This window comes from Paraperlucidibaca sp., assembly GCF_982810325.1.
Genome location: NZ_CEYEMI010000008.1, coordinates 1 through 14142, shown reverse-complemented (window position 1 = coordinate 14142; position 14142 = coordinate 1). Strand labels below are relative to the sequence as shown.

Annotated in this window: 11 protein-coding genes; 9 read left to right on the top strand and 2 right to left on the bottom strand. The window is 53.4% G+C overall.

What is annotated here, in order from left to right; all coding sequences use genetic code 11:
• Positions 1–63: 63 nt before the first annotated feature.
• The gene (locus tag AC3DKE_RS04610; RefSeq protein ID WP_487990149.1) at positions 64–2511 is read left to right on the top strand and encodes a hypothetical protein; all 2448 of its coding nucleotides are present in this window, start codon (positions 64–66) and stop codon (positions 2509–2511) included.
• Here AC3DKE_RS04610 and AC3DKE_RS04605 read toward each other — a convergent pair.
• Entirely contained in the window at positions 2508–3245 is a 738-nt protein-coding gene (locus tag AC3DKE_RS04605; protein ID WP_484216892.1) for an outer membrane protein assembly factor BamD, read from the bottom strand. The two genes, AC3DKE_RS04610 and AC3DKE_RS04605, sit on opposite strands and share 4 nt — an antisense overlap.
• Before the next feature lie 82 nt (positions 3246–3327).
• Here AC3DKE_RS04605 and rluD point away from each other — a divergent pair, with 82 nt between their 5' ends.
• The 6 genes from rluD to ilvN all read left to right on the top strand — a co-directional run bounded on the left by rluD (position 3328) and on the right by ilvN (position 10918).
• The gene (gene rluD, locus AC3DKE_RS04600; RefSeq protein ID WP_340674832.1) at positions 3328–4281 is read left to right on the top strand and encodes a 23S rRNA pseudouridine(1911/1915/1917) synthase RluD; all 954 of its coding nucleotides are present in this window, start codon (positions 3328–3330) and stop codon (positions 4279–4281) included.
• Between the two features lie 4 nt (positions 4282–4285).
• Positions 4286–5113 (top strand): peptidoglycan editing factor PgeF, encoded by an 828-nt coding sequence (gene pgeF, locus AC3DKE_RS04595; protein WP_487990148.1) that lies wholly within the window; start codon positions 4286–4288, stop codon positions 5111–5113.
• Between the two features lie 38 nt (positions 5114–5151).
• Positions 5152–5706 carry a flavodoxin family protein gene (locus AC3DKE_RS04590; protein ID WP_340674830.1) on the top strand — a complete coding sequence of 185 codons (555 nt, stop codon included), beginning with the start codon at positions 5152–5154 and terminating at the stop codon, positions 5704–5706.
• Positions 5707–5799: 93 nt separating this feature from the next.
• On the top strand, positions 5800–8385 hold the full coding sequence (gene clpB / locus AC3DKE_RS04585; protein ID WP_340674829.1) for an ATP-dependent chaperone ClpB: 2586 nt from the start codon (positions 5800–5802) through the stop codon (positions 8383–8385).
• A gap of 314 nt (positions 8386–8699) precedes the next feature.
• On the top strand, positions 8700–10424 hold the full coding sequence (locus AC3DKE_RS04580) for an acetolactate synthase 3 large subunit (RefSeq protein ID WP_340674828.1): 1725 nt from the start codon (positions 8700–8702) through the stop codon (positions 10422–10424).
• A 2-nt stretch (positions 10425–10426) separates the two neighbouring features.
• Positions 10427–10918 carry an acetolactate synthase small subunit gene (gene ilvN / locus AC3DKE_RS04575; RefSeq protein ID WP_340674827.1) on the top strand — a complete coding sequence of 164 codons (492 nt, stop codon included), beginning with the start codon at positions 10427–10429 and terminating at the stop codon, positions 10916–10918.
• 105 nt (positions 10919–11023) lie between these two features.
• Here the strand turns inward: ilvN and ilvY are convergent, their stop codons facing one another.
• Complete coding sequence (gene ilvY, locus AC3DKE_RS04570; protein ID WP_487990147.1) at positions 11024–11908, bottom strand: HTH-type transcriptional activator IlvY; 885 nt, start codon at positions 11906–11908, stop codon at positions 11024–11026.
• A 153-nt stretch (positions 11909–12061) separates the two neighbouring features.
• Here ilvY and ilvC point away from each other — a divergent pair, with 153 nt between their 5' ends.
• Positions 12062–13078 (top strand): ketol-acid reductoisomerase, encoded by a 1017-nt coding sequence (ilvC, locus tag AC3DKE_RS04565; protein ID WP_340674825.1) that lies wholly within the window; start codon positions 12062–12064, stop codon positions 13076–13078.
• A 121-nt stretch (positions 13079–13199) separates the two neighbouring features.
• Complete coding sequence (gene pssA / locus AC3DKE_RS04560) at positions 13200–13997, top strand: CDP-diacylglycerol--serine O-phosphatidyltransferase (protein WP_340674824.1); 798 nt, start codon at positions 13200–13202, stop codon at positions 13995–13997.
• Positions 13998–14142: the final 145 nt, after the last annotated feature.

Sequence of the window (14142 nt, the reverse complement as noted above, 5' to 3'; positions counted from 1 at the left end):
GCGAAGTGCTCAGGGCGTGACTACCTTTAAAGGCATAGGCTCTCTCGCAAGGAGGCGGGCGCCATGCGTAAAGGTTTACTGACCTGCTGTTTGCTGATGCTCTCCGGTGCACTTGGCGCTAATGCGCTCTCGCGATTTTTCCCCGCCACGCCAGCGCCTGTGCCGGCGTTGTGGTGGGCAATAGATACCTCGGCGCCGTTGCCGATATCGTCACTACAGCAATGGTTTATCGAGTCTAGCCCTGGGCAGTCGGCGGCTAGCTTGCGGCCATTACCCAGTGACGGGGTAGGCATTGGTCTACTCGCTGGCATGCCGGATGCGCAGGGCGATGTAGCAGTGCGGGAGCTGATGCCGCCGTGGCCGTTAAACCTTTCTCGAGTATGGCCAGCGGAGCCCAGGCATCGCCAAGTTAAGCTGCTATCTGCGAGCATGGAGTCGGGACTGGTGCTGCCTCTACCTGCCGAGGCGATTTCCAATGTTCATGCCGAGCTTGTGCTCGCGCGTTCGGGGCCTCCGCAAGGGCCATACGAGCTCGATGTCAGCTTCACTGGCTCGCCTACACAGTCTGTGACCGCAATAGACAGTGGCTCATCGATTATCGTGGCTTTAGATTCTGTACTTAACCCATGGCCATTCGCCGATGCAGCGCAAGCCATCCTTGAGTTGGTGCCACGCGCCGATTCGCCATGGGTAGTTTCTGCTTCGACGCCGGTCATTTGGCGCTTAAGTTGGCAAAGCCCATCGGCGATGCTAAGCGGTCGAGCGCAGTGGCGGCGCGTATTAAATAGCTTGCTGATGCACACGGGAGATCGCACTGACTCGGTGCCTGATCTAGCCGCGAAACTATTAGCCCAAGTGCAGGGCGAGGCAGTGCCAAAAGAAACGACAGTGAACTATCGGCCCGCACGATTATCTGATGCTTGCGGTGGCAATGAAGGCCTATTGCTCACAGCTAACGAGTTGCAAGACGATATTTCAGCGCAGTTAACGCGATGGTTAGATCTGGCGCTGCAAGGGCCATTGCAGCCATACCGACTAGTGCCGCGCAGCCATCTTGGTAGTTTTAATGGTGTCGATGTGCATTTTGCTAGCCCTACGCTGGGGCGTGCGTTATGGCCGGGGGATCACGGCTTTCGAGCCTGTTTATCGCTCATGGACTGCGCTGATGTCAGTACACTTTCACCAAGCTTGCAGGCGAAAATTGGTACCGAATCATCACAAGGATTGCTGCTGAGTGACACCGTTTTAGGCTCACAAGGGCAGCTCACGGCAATAGACCCTTCTGCAAATACCGCTAAAGCAGTGGCGCTAGGCGACTCATTACTGATTGATACAGGGCTCGACCCAACAAGTGCGACAGGTCGAGCGCAAACCTTGCTGTGGTTGAGTGTCGACGGCACATTTTATTTGCGCGATGGCGACTCAGGCGACTTATTGTGGCGCTGGCAGCCGACAGTTTGGCAGGCGCACCGAGCGCAATTATTGGCGCAGCCGGCAGCTCTACGCCCAGAGCAGCTTAGCTCATATGCACTGCAACTCTGGGAGGGTGGTCTGGGCGAAAGAATTGTTTTTGCCTTGCTAGCGGGAAGGCTGCTTGCACTGGATTTAAGTCAGCCGCAGCAACCTAGATTATTGCCACTATCAGCTACATCGGTCGATAGCTTTAGCATCTTGCCGAAGTCGTTAACAAGCACAGCGCCTGAACTTTTATTGGGGGTTAGGGCTGTGATGCCTGATGCCAGCCATCTCTTAAGAGTAAATGGCTTAACCGGCGAAATACTTTGGCGAGCAGAGACTGAGAGTGAATCGCCGCAATGGCCGGTACCGTGGACATTTATTAGCTGGCAGCAAAGTATTCGAGGCTACGGTGTTGATGACCTAGGGCGCATTTGGCGACTGCAAACTAACGCTCACGACAAGAGTTTTACTCGCCCCACAATCATTGCTCGGCCTAGCGCTAATCTAGCCGAGGTCGAAATTCTTGCCGCGCCAAGCCTCTCTATTCAACCCGATGCTAATGGCCGACGCCGAGTGGCATTAAGCTTGGCTACTCGCGCTAGCGAAATCGATGGCGTGCTGCTTTCAGCCTGGCTCGATGACGAACGCATCGCACCATTAGTGATAAGTAGCCTGCCAAAATGGACAACACCTACCGCGCCGCCAACACACAACATCGGTTGGCAGCGTCAATTCTCATCCGAGCAAAGTTTAGGGCTGAGTCCGAAGTGGTTAGATGCTCGGGTAGTGCTAACACTAGAGACAGCTTTGCCGCCGAAAGCACTTTGCCTTGCCGCCGATATTCAAACCAGGCTCTATGATTTGCCATGGCGCAAAGGCCGCAGCACAGAGTTGGCGAAGGAAATAGATTTAGGCACATCGCCAGTCCAGCTTGCCGCACCTATTATTAGCGAGGAGGGCAAGCTGCATTGGCTAGGTCAATCCAAACCCGAGGTTGAGCTTGGATTAACCGCGTATCGTCGGCGCTTGAGGAAAGCTCCGACGTTGGATTAACCGGCTTTTTTGCTGGGCTCGATGGTTTTCAGTAGATCTTGCGCTTGAGCAGCAAGATCTTTCATGTTCAAGGCGTTGTAGTTATTTACCAGAATGCTCAGTGCTTTCGGCACAGCCTGGCTTTCGGGATAGTTTTCGACGATCCAACGTGCACGATTGATGGCAGCAACGAAAGCGCCGCGCATTTCGTAATAGCGGGCTACATGCAGTTCTGCTTCAGCAAATTGGTTGCGCAGATAAATCAGGCGTTGGTGGGCATCGGCATTGTATTGGCTGTTTGGAAAGCGTGTGATGAGCTGGCGGAAATCATCAAAAGCGACTTTCGCTTGACCCATGTCACGATGCGCCATATTTATCGGTAGGCGCTTCAGAATGGCATCTTGGTCAATGGCAAAGTTAGACAGGCCACGCATATAAAATACGTAATCTAAGTTTGCAGACTCAGGATGCAGGCGCATATAGCGGTCAATAGCGGCAATTGCGCTAGCGTAGTCGCCTTGCATATAGCGACCATAAACTAGCTCGAGCTGAGCCTGTTCGGTGTAATTACCAACGGGATATTGCGACTCTAGCGCTTCATAGCCAGCAGTGGCGACGCTGTAGTTGCCGGCTTTGAGGGCATCATGAGCTTCGCTGTAATAGCTGGCTTCAGTTTTAACCGTAGGCTTTTGCGAGGCACAGGCCGCGAGTAAAAGCACTGCGGCGGTGAGAAATAAACGTGACATCTTTTTCATGAATTCATCCAAGATGAGCACCAAGGGTGGTGCGCGGGTACAATGCCCCTATTAAACACTAGCTCGACGAGCCCGCCAAACCATGTCGCAAGCAATTTCACTAAATGCTGTTGTTCCACCAGAGCTTGCCGGTTGCCGTATTGACCAAGCCGCTGCCTCCCTTTTCGCCGAATACTCGCGCGAACGCCTGAAACAGTGGATCCATAACGGCATGCTGACCTGCAATGGCGAGCAGCGCAAACCCAAAGAGAAAGTTTTGGGCGGCGAGCAGTTGGTTATTGAGGCGCTACTGGAAGAAGAGACCCAGGCTAAGCCCGAAGATATTGCGCTCGATATTATCTATGAAGACAGCTATCTGATGGTGATCAACAAGCCTGCGGGCTTGGTTGTGCATCCCGGAGCAGGCAATCACACCGGCACTTTGATGAATGCGCTCCTGCATCATCAAGCCGATTTAGTGAACCTGCCGCGCGCTGGCATTGTGCATCGCCTCGACCGTGACACCACGGGCCTGATGGTTGTCGCCAAAACTTTGCCGGCCCATACGCATTTGGTGGCTCAGCTCGCCAGCAAGCTGGTGTATCGCGAGTACGAAGCGGTGGCATACGGCCAAATGACCGCAGGCGGCACTGTTGATGCGCCTATCGATCGCCATCCGCATGATCGTGTGCGCATGGCAGTTGTTGCTGGCGGGCGTAATGCCGTAACGCAATACCGCATTTTGCAGCGTTACCCCAATCACACGCACTTGCGCATTCAGTTAGAAACTGGCCGAACTCACCAAATTCGCGTGCATATGGCACATGTCGGCAATGCTTTAGTCGGCGATCAGGTGTATTCCCGACTGCGCTTTCCCAAAGGCGCATCGCCAGAACTGCAAGACACGATGCGCGAATTTGGTCGGCAGGCCTTGCATGCACGCCGGTTAGGTTTGGTGCATCCGGCAACTGAAGAGCAATGCCTGTGGGAGTCGCCATTGCCGGAAGATTTCGAGGCACTGCTGTTGGCGCTTAAAACTGATGCAGCGCGCGAGTAAGCAAGTGAGCGATCTAAGAGAGGCTGTTGGAAGCCCAAAAACATTAGATCAGTCACAGCTTATTCGTGCCGATTGGCCAGCTCCGGCGCACGTGCAAGCATGGGTAACTACGCGAGCCGGCGGCGTTAGTACGGCACCATTCGACAGCTTAAACCTAGGCCATCATGTCAATGACGACGCGCAAGCCGTAGCCGAGAATCGCCAGCACCTGACGGGCTTTTGCCACGCTCGCGGTAGTCGTGGTGAGCTCATCTGGCTAAATCAAATCCACGGCATCGATGTGCTTGAGCCCAGATCATCAGTATTAGATGAGCAATCTGCCTGCACGCCCATCGATGCCGATGCCAGCTCAACAGCTGATGCAGGCCTCGCCTTAGTGGTGATGACCGCCGACTGCCTGCCGGTGTTTTTCACCGATATCGAAGGTGAGCGCGTTGCCGTGGCTCATGCCGGTTGGCGCGGCCTCTGCAATGGCATTTTAGAAGCCACCGCTGCGACTTTTTCGCCTCAACAAACCTTGATGGCATGGTTAGGCCCAGCCATCGGGCCAAATAGCTTTGAGGTTGGTGAATCAGTGCGCGAGGCGTTTATCGCATTGGCAATAGATGATGAGCTAGAGGCCACAAAGGCAGCGTTTTCGGCTAATAAGCCAGGCCATTACCTCGCCGATCTTTACCAGCTCGCACGCATACGCCTGCTGCGCACCGGTGTCTCAGCGGTGTATGGTGGCGGCTTGGATACTTTCAGCGAATCATCGCGCTTCTTCTCCTATCGCCGCGAAGCAGCAACAGGGCGAATGGCCAGTGTGATCTGGCGAAACCGGCCTAACTAGGCGGCGCTTAAAACTAGTACATATTTAAAGGAGTTGGCATGACGCCAATGGTTGTTATTTATCACAGTGGTTTTGGTCACACCGAGCAGGTCGCACTGTGCGTCGTTAATGGCGCCAATCGTGTCGCTGGCGTACAAGCGCAAGCCATGTCGGTGGTTGATGTTGACTGGGAAGTTTTAGCCGCTGCCGAGGCCATTGTTTTTGGCGCACCAGTTTATATGGGCAGTGTTTCTGCCACGTTTAAACAGTTTATGGATGACAGTTCACGTACGTGGTTTGCGCAAGGCTGGCAGGATAAAGTCGCTGCGGGCTTTGTTAACTCCGGCGCCTTAAGTGGCGACAAACAAGTTGCGCTGCAGCAGTTACAAACCTTTGCTGGCCAGCACGGCATGCTTTGGGTCAACTTTGCCTTGCAGCCAAGTGGCACTGGCCCAACCGATTTAAATCGCCTCGGGTCTTATTCGGGCTTAATGACACAGGCCGATAACGAAGCGCCAGAACATACGCCGCCGCAGGGCGATCGCGACACTGCAGAAGCTTTTGGTCAGCACATCGCCGAGCGTACAGTACGCTGGCAGCGTGGCGCTAAATAGCGCAAGCATCAACCCTAGCCCTTGAAATTCATCGATAGACCCCACAAATCATAGACATCAGCGCATTTCGCGCGTGGACATGAGGGTCAATCGATGCGCTTAGATCGCCTAACCGCCACATTACAAACTGCATTATCCAATGCCCAGTCAGCAGCTGTTGGTCGCGACCATAACAGCCTCGATCCCGTGCATTTACTGGATGCTTTATTAACGCCCGCCGACAGCGCCATTGCACCGATGATTTCGCAAGCTGGCGGTCAGCTGCCGCGCCTGCGCGTAGCTCTTAGCAAAGCGCTCGACGATCTGCCGCGCATCGCCAAATCCAGTGGCGAAATGGCACCGAATCCAGACCTAATACGTGTGCTCAATCTTGCCGATAAACTCGCGCAAGAAAAACACGACAGTTTCATCGCCAGCGAGTGGGTGCTGCTCGCCTGCATAGACGCCAATACCACGGCGGGTAAATTACTCACGCAATCGGGCCTTACTCGCGATTCATTGAGCAAAGTCATCGATGGCTTGCGCGGCGGCGAAAACGTCAACAGCGCTGGTTCCGAAGAGCAGCGCCAAGCCTTAGAAAAATACACCATCGATCTCACCGAGCGCGCTCGAGCTGGCAAGCTCGACCCAGTCATCGGCCGCGATGAAGAAATTCGCCGCACGCTACAAGTGCTTTCGCGGCGTACCAAAAATAATCCCGTACTCATTGGTGAGCCTGGCGTCGGTAAGACCGCCATCGTAGAAGGTCTAGCGCAGCGCATCGTCAATGGCGAAGTGCCCGATAGCCTGAAATCCAAAAGCGTTTTATCGCTAGATATGGGCGCGCTCATTGCTGGTGCTAAATTTCGTGGCGAGTTCGAAGAGCGCCTGAAGTCAGTACTCACCGCCCTGGCCAAACGCGAAGGCCAAGTCATTTTGTTTATTGACGAAATCCACACCATGGTCGGCGCTGGTAAAGCCGAAGGCGCGATGGATGCCGGCAATATGCTCAAGCCCGCACTGGCTCGCGGTGAATTGCATTGCGTTGGTGCGACCACGCTCGATGAGTATCGCCAATACATTGAAAAAGATGCCGCACTTGAACGCCGCTTCCAAAAAATTCAAGTCGATGAGCCCAGTGTGGAAGACACCGTGGCCATTCTTCGCGGCTTGAAAGAGCGCTACGAATTGCACCATGGCGTCGATATTACCGATCCAGCGATTATTGCAGCCGCACGCTTGTCGCATCGCTACATCAGTGATCGCAAGCTGCCCGACAAAGCCATTGACTTGATCGATGAGGCGGCGTCGCGCATACGCTTGGAAATGGATTCACGCCCGGAGTCCATGGATCGTTTAGATCGCCGCCTCATCCAGCTGAAAATGGAGCGTGAGGCGCTGAAAAACGAAGACGATGCCGCCTCACAGCAGCGCTTGGTGAAGTTGGAGGAAGACATTCTCAAGCTCGAGCGTGAATACGCCGATCTCGATGAGATCTGGCGCAGTGAGAAATCCTCGGTGGCCGGCGCACAGCAAGTCAAAGAGCTGCTAGAGAAGGCGCGCCTGGATTTCGATGCCGCTAAACGCCAAGGCGATTTAGAGACAATGTCAAAATTGCAGTACGGCAGCATCCCTGAATTAGAAAAGCGTTTGGCTGAGGCGCAAAATGGCGAGCGCCCAGAGGCAACATTGCTGCGTAGCAAAGTCACTGAAGCTGAAATCGCTGAAGTAGTTGCCCGCACGACCGGCATTCCCGTGGCGCGCATGCTCGAAGGCGAACGCGACAAACTATTAAGAATGGAAGCAGTGCTCACCGAGCGCGTCGTTGGTCAAGACGAGGCCGTGAAAGCCGTGGCCAATGCCGTGCGTCGTTCGCGCGCTGGCCTTACCGATCCTGATCGTCCCAGCGGTTCTTTCCTATTTTTAGGCCCTACCGGCGTTGGTAAGACTGAGCTGTGCAAAGCACTGGCGAATTTCCTTTTCGACAGTGATGACGCCATGGTGCGTATCGATATGTCGGAGTTTATGGAAAAACACTCGGTGTCACGCTTGGTTGGCGCACCTCCAGGCTATGTTGGCTATGAGTCTGGCGGCACATTGACCGAAGCTGTGCGTCGAAAACCCTACTCCGTCGTTTTGCTCGATGAAGTCGAAAAAGCACACCCTGATGTGTTCAATATCTTGCTGCAAGTGCTCGAAGACGGTCGTCTCACCGATGGCCAAGGCCGTACTGTCGACTTCCGCAATACCTTGATCATCATGACCTCGAACTTGGGCGCAGACTTGATTCAAAGCCTGACGCAAGCCGGGCAGGGCGATCAAGTACGAGCAGCGGTCATGGAGGCTGTGCATCGTCATTTCAGGCCGGAGTTCGTCAACCGTATTGATGAGACTGTGGTCTTTGCTCCATTGGGCGAGGCACAAATCCGTGTCATCGCCGATATTCAGCTGGATCGTCTACGCCAGCGCTTAGCTGATCGCGAGCTCAAGCTGGAGCTGAGTGATGCTGCCATGGCGCATTTGGCTGCTGTCGGCTTTGATCCTTTGTATGGCGCGCGACCATTGAAACGCGCCATCCAGGCCGAGCTAGAAAACCCACTGGCCGACCACTTGCTGCGTGGCGACTTTGTTGCTGGTGATACGATTTTTGTAGAGTTAGAGCACGGTGAGTTGGTGTGTCAGCGCCCAAGGCTGCATTAAGCGCAGCTAAAGGCTTGACATATAAGCGCTGTGCATAAAAAATACTCAGCTTCATGGAGGGCGCTGACACGCTGACCACCCTCAGCAAATCGGCGCCAGAGCAGCGATTGCTCTGATTCGAGACGCGTACCTCGCCGTCTTATACTGCCTGCTCTGCAACACGCTGTGCGCACCCGCAGCCAGCACGTTGCCACCTCGACCCCGAGGTCAAGAGCATCTGCATCAGCCCCCATGAGTACAGCGCCTGTGGTAAGATTCGGCCCCTTAAAGGCGGCCGCGCGCAGGCATAGCCATTCCTAAAAATAGGGTGAATTGTGGAACAGTTATCAGGCGGTGAAATGCTCATCCGCGCGCTTGCAGATGAAGGCGTGGAGTTTCTATTTGGTTATCCCGGCGGGGCGGTGTTGCATATTTACGATGCCATCTTCCAGCAGGATAAAGTCAAACATATTTTAGTGCGTCATGAACAAGCTGCCGGCCATGCTGCCGATGGCTATGCGCGTGCCACTGGCAAAGTCGGCACCGTATTGGTGACTTCCGGCCCCGGCGCGACCAATACGGTCACCGCGATTGCCACGGCTTATATGGACTCGATCCCCTTGGTGGTGATCTCGGGCCAGGTGCCATCGAACTTGATTGGCGAAGATGCCTTCCAAGAAACCGATATGGTTGGCGTCAGCCGTCCTATCGTGAAGCATAGCTTCCAAATTCGGCACGCCAGCGAAATTCCGGCTGTGGTGAAAAAGGCGTTCTATATTGCTGCCTCTGGTCGTCCCGGCCCCGTCGTTATCGACGTGCCGAAAGACTGCACTAACCCGAATGAGAAGTTCCCTTACGAATATCCCGCCAAGGTCAAGCTGCGTTCATACACGCCGCCAGGCCGTGGCCATGCCGGTCAAATCAAAAAAGCTGTGGATGAGTTGCTGGCCGCAAAGCGCCCAGTGATTTACGCCGGCGGCGGTGTCGTGCAAGGCAATGCCTCCGGGTTGCTCACTGAACTCGTGCGCACCTTGGGCTATCCCTGCACTAACACGCTGATGGGTCTTGGTGCTTTCCCTGGCACCGACCCGCAATTCATCGGCATGTTGGGCATGCATGGTACTTATGAAGCCAATATGACCATGCACCATAGCGATTTGATTCTCGCTGTTGGCGCGCGCTTCGATGACCGTGTTACCAACAACACGCAAAAGTTCTGCCCGAATGCGAAAATCATTCACATCGATATCGACCCAGCGGCGATTTCGAAAACCATCATGGTCGATATTCCCATCGTGGGCGCAGTCGAACCTGTGCTGGCAGACATGCTCGCCTTGGTGAAAGCCGCCGATGCACCTAAGCCCGATGCTGAAGCGCTGAATATCTGGTGGGAGCAAATTGCGCAATGGCGTACCCGTCACGGCTTACGCTACGAAGCCGCAGCCCCTGGGCAGATGAAGCCACAGCAAGTCGTTGAGGCGCTATATAAAGCCACCAATGGTCAGGCTTACATCACGTCTGACGTGGGTCAGCATCAAATGTTTGCCGCGCTTTATTACAAATACGATCGCCCGCGTCAGTGGATCAACTCTGGTGGCCTCGGCACCATGGGCTTTGGTCTGCCAGCGGCAATGGGCGTGAAGTTTGCTTTTCCAGACGCTACAGTTTGCTGCGTCACTGGTGAGGCATCGATTCAGATGAATATCCAAGAGCTGTCGACCTGCTTGCAGTACGGCTTGCCGGTGAAAATCATCAATATCAACAACCAGTCCTTGGGCATGGTTAAGCAATGGCAAGACATGCAATACGAAGGCCGTCACTCCAGCTCATACATGGGCTCACTGCCAGACTTCGTGAAGCTAGTTGAGGCCTATGGCCATGTTGGTATGAAAATTACTGATCCAGCCGAGCTCGACAGCAAAATGGCCGAAGCCATGGCGATGACCGACAAATTGGTGTTTTTGGACATCTATGTCGACCCTAAAGAGCACGTATACCCAATGCATATCGCCAAGGGTTCGATGCGTGACATGTTGCTAAGCAAAACGGAGCGTACGTGATCATGCGTCGTATTATTTCTCTTTTATTAGAAAACGAACCGGGTGCTTTGTCGCGTGTGGTTGGCCTGTTTTCGCAGCGTAACTACAACATCGAGTCACTGACTGTTGCGCCTACCGATGACGCCACGCTGTCACGCATCACGCTGACCACCTCTGGCGATGAGCATAAAATCGAGCAGATCACCAAGCAGCTAAACAAGCTGATTGAAGTTGTTAAAGTGGTTGATCTCAGTGAGGGTCAGCACATCGAGCGCGAATTGATGCTGATTAAGGTCAAGGCAATTGGTGCTGCACGCGCTGAAATTAAGCGCACGGCGGATATTTTCCGTGGTCATATTGTTGATGTAACGCCTAGCGTCTACACCATTCAATTGACAGGCCCTAGCGAGAAGCTAGATGCCTTTGTCGAGGCATTGTCGGAAATCACTATTCTTGAAGTGGTGCGTACCGGCGTCTCTGGCATTGCACGTGGCGATAAGGTGCTCAGCGTCTGATCTCGGTGTAATGAAAAAAGGCTCGCTTCATGCGGGCCTTTTTTATGCCAATGTGAATGCAATAAGCAGCGACTGCTATTCATCGCAAGCTCCGAAGCGCGCTACTCACTTGCTTTGCCGATTCCAAAACGCATTCACCAAAGGCTCTTTAAGCCTCTTCTCTAATGCAAACAAGCCAATGTCATAAGGCGTCAGCGGCGGCTCAATATCATAAGTACGAATTCGACTCGCCAATGGGCTGTTATCGAGCACGATTTGCGGCACTACACCTATGCCAAAGCCCAGACTCACCATACTAACAATAGCCTCGTTGCCACTAACTTGAGCATAAATTTTCGGCCGAATGCCATGACGGCGTAGCCAACGCTCAATTCGAGTCCGTGCCAAACCTTCCTCTGACAATATCATCGGCACATCTCGCCAACTCTCCAGTGTTGGCTGGCGAATTTGCTCATTACTCAGCGCTAAAGTGCTCAATGGTCCAATGAAGCGTAGATCGGAACGAGCTATGGGCTGAAATACAACGCCCGGCGGTAGGCTGTCTGGGCGCGCGCCAATGGCAATGTCTTCGCGCGCCTCCTGCACACGTTCGACAGCTTTTGCGGCATCACCGGTATGCAGCTTGATCTCTATATGTGGGTGATTACTGCGAAAATTATTCAAGATGTCATATAGAAAGCTGTAACTGGCGGTCACCGAGCAATACAGGCTGAGTTCGCCGCGTAAAATGTCGCTATCGTCTCGCATGGATTGGCGAAGGCTATCCCAGCCGCGCAATGTGTCGGCGGCATACTTCCGAAATAATCGGCCTTCGCGTGTCAGTGTCACCGAGCGGTTATCGCGCAGAAAGAGCGGGGCGCCAACACTATCTTCTAATTGCTTAATGCTGCGGCTTAGCGCGGATGGGCTGATGTGTTGTTCGCGGCTAGTGCGGCCGAAATGCAAATTCTCAGCAAGGGCAAGAAAGAGCTGCAGGCTACGAGCATCCATTATGATGTTTCCTTTATCGGCATATTGCGTTGCAAATATATCATTTTACGCAATACAAAGGATGTCGTATGGTGCGCGTCACGGATCACCACGCTCATCGCGTGCATCCACCGATTACCCACACGAGCTTTTGGCTCACACGAGAGTGACATTATGAAAGTTTATTACGATAAAGATGCTGATCTTTCCATCGTTCGCGGTATGAACGTTGCCATTATCGGCTACGGCTCACAGGGCCACGCCCACGCGCAAAACCTGACCGACTCTGGCGTTAACGTCACCGTTGGCCTGCGCAAAAATGGCGCATCGTGGTCGAAAGTTGAAGCCGCCGGTATCAAAGTAGCTGAAGTTGACGCCGCTGTTAAAGGCGCCGACCTGGTGATGATTCTGCTGCCAGACGAAAACATTCCTGAAGTTTATGCCAACAACATTGCACCAAACATCAAGCAAGGCGCCACGCTAGCCTTTGCTCACGGCTTCAACATTCACTATAACCAAGTGATTCCACGCGCCGACCTGGACGTCATCATGGTTGCTCCTAAAGGTCCAGGCCACACTGTGCGCTCGGAATACCTGAAAGGCGGCGGCGTACCTTCTTTGATCGCTTTGCACCAAGATGCTTCAGGTAATGCCAAGCAAGTAGCGCTGTCGTATGCAGCAGCCAACGGCGGCACTAAAGGCGGCGTTATCGAAACTAACTTCCGCGAAGAAACCGAAACCGACTTGTTCGGCGAACAAGCTGTGCTGTGCGGCGGCGCTGTAGAGTTGGTGAAAATGGGTTTTGAGACATTAACCGAAGCTGGTTATGCCCCAGAAATGGCCTATTTCGAGTGCTTGCACGAACTGAAATTGATTGTTGATCTGATGTACGAAGGCGGCATTGCCACCATGAACTACTCGATCTCCAACAACGCTGAATACGGCGAGTATGTTACTGGTCCAGAAGTGATCAACGAACAGTCACGCGAAGCTATGCGTAATGCACTGAAGCGCATTCAAACTGGCGAATACGCGAAGATGTTCATCTTGGAAGGTAAAACCAACTATCCAAGCATGACTGCTCGTCGCCGCCTCAATGCTGCTCACCCAGTGGAAATTGTTGGTGCTCAGCTACGCGGTATGATGCCGTGGATCTCGAAAAACAAACTGGTTGATCAAAGCAAAAACTAATTGCTCATGATGTGATCTAGATCGAAGGCTATGAAAGTGGCCTTCGGTCGCAAAAGCGCGACTTAGGTCGCGTTTTTTTTTGCCGAAGATTAAGATGTCTTCATCTTTTTGGGAGTTTCTTATGTCACAACCACACGATCACGATGATCATTCCGGCCTAACCTTCGAAGTCGTTGAAGAAGAGCATCTCGAGGGTGGTAAAAAGGCGCGGCATCGCGGTATTTACCTCCTGCCTAACTTATTTACCACAGCCGCTTTGTTTTCGGGCTTCTACGCCATCATCTCTGGCATGAATGGGCAATACGAGTCCGCAGCCCTTGCGATATTCCTGGCAGCGTTGTTTGACGGCATGGATGGCCGTGTGGCGCGCATGACCAATACGCAGAGTGCATTTGGAGCAGAGTACGACTCACTCTCCGATATGGTCTCCTTTGGTGTTGCGCCGGCCCTGGTGATGTTTAGTTGGTCATTACACACATTGGGCAAGCTCGGCTGGATTTGCGCGTTCATCTACTGTGTGGCGGCCGCCTTACGCTTGGCTCGCTTCAATGTGCAGCTAAATGTCGCTGATAAGCGCTACTTCATCGGTTTGGCGAGCCCATTGGCTGGTGCCATCGTTGCGGCAGTGGTTTGGGTTGGCGTCGATAACAAGCTACTTGAGCAATATCCTGAGCTTTCCATTGTTTCAGCGATCATTATTGTCTCGCTTGGCTTCCTAATGATCTCCAATGTGAAGTACTACAGCTTCAAAGAACTTGATCGAAGCCGTGTTCCGTTTGTGGTGATGCTGCCGATAGTGCTGATATTTGGCATTGTTATGTACGATTTGCCTATCGGAATACTCGCAGTCTCCGTGCTTTATGCGGTTGCAGGCCCGATAGCAGCGGTGTGGAATCGCTGGCGCGGTAAGGCGGCGTAAAAGCCGCTTAATCAACTATCAAGCGCTTACGTGGACTTCTGTCTATTTTACAGACAGTCAGTAATTGTTTTTCGAATAACTGTTGACGCCCTCTCAGGCATCCCTATAATGCGCCCCACACCAGCGCTGCTTCGGTAGCGAAACA

What these genes read in the sequence shown, in the direction of transcription:
- clpB (WP_340674829.1), top strand. Translation starts at nt 5,800, where the DNA reads ATGCGCTTAGATCGCCTAACCGCCACATTACAAACTGCATTATCCAAT.
- AC3DKE_RS04605 (WP_484216892.1), bottom strand. Translation starts at nt 3,245, where the DNA reads ATGAAAAAGATGTCACGTTTATTTCTCACCGCCGCAGTGCTTTTACTC.
- ilvN (WP_340674827.1), top strand. Translation starts at nt 10,427, where the DNA reads ATGCGTCGTATTATTTCTCTTTTATTAGAAAACGAACCGGGTGCTTTG.
- ilvY (WP_487990147.1), bottom strand. Translation starts at nt 11,908, where the DNA reads ATGGATGCTCGTAGCCTGCAGCTCTTTCTTGCCCTTGCTGAGAATTTG.
- rluD (WP_340674832.1), top strand. Translation starts at nt 3,328, where the DNA reads ATGTCGCAAGCAATTTCACTAAATGCTGTTGTTCCACCAGAGCTTGCC.
- ilvC (WP_340674825.1), top strand. Translation starts at nt 12,062, where the DNA reads ATGAAAGTTTATTACGATAAAGATGCTGATCTTTCCATCGTTCGCGGT.
- pssA (WP_340674824.1), top strand. Translation starts at nt 13,200, where the DNA reads ATGTCACAACCACACGATCACGATGATCATTCCGGCCTAACCTTCGAA.
- AC3DKE_RS04590 (WP_340674830.1), top strand. Translation starts at nt 5,152, where the DNA reads ATGACGCCAATGGTTGTTATTTATCACAGTGGTTTTGGTCACACCGAG.
- AC3DKE_RS04610 (WP_487990149.1), top strand. Translation starts at nt 64, where the DNA reads ATGCGTAAAGGTTTACTGACCTGCTGTTTGCTGATGCTCTCCGGTGCA.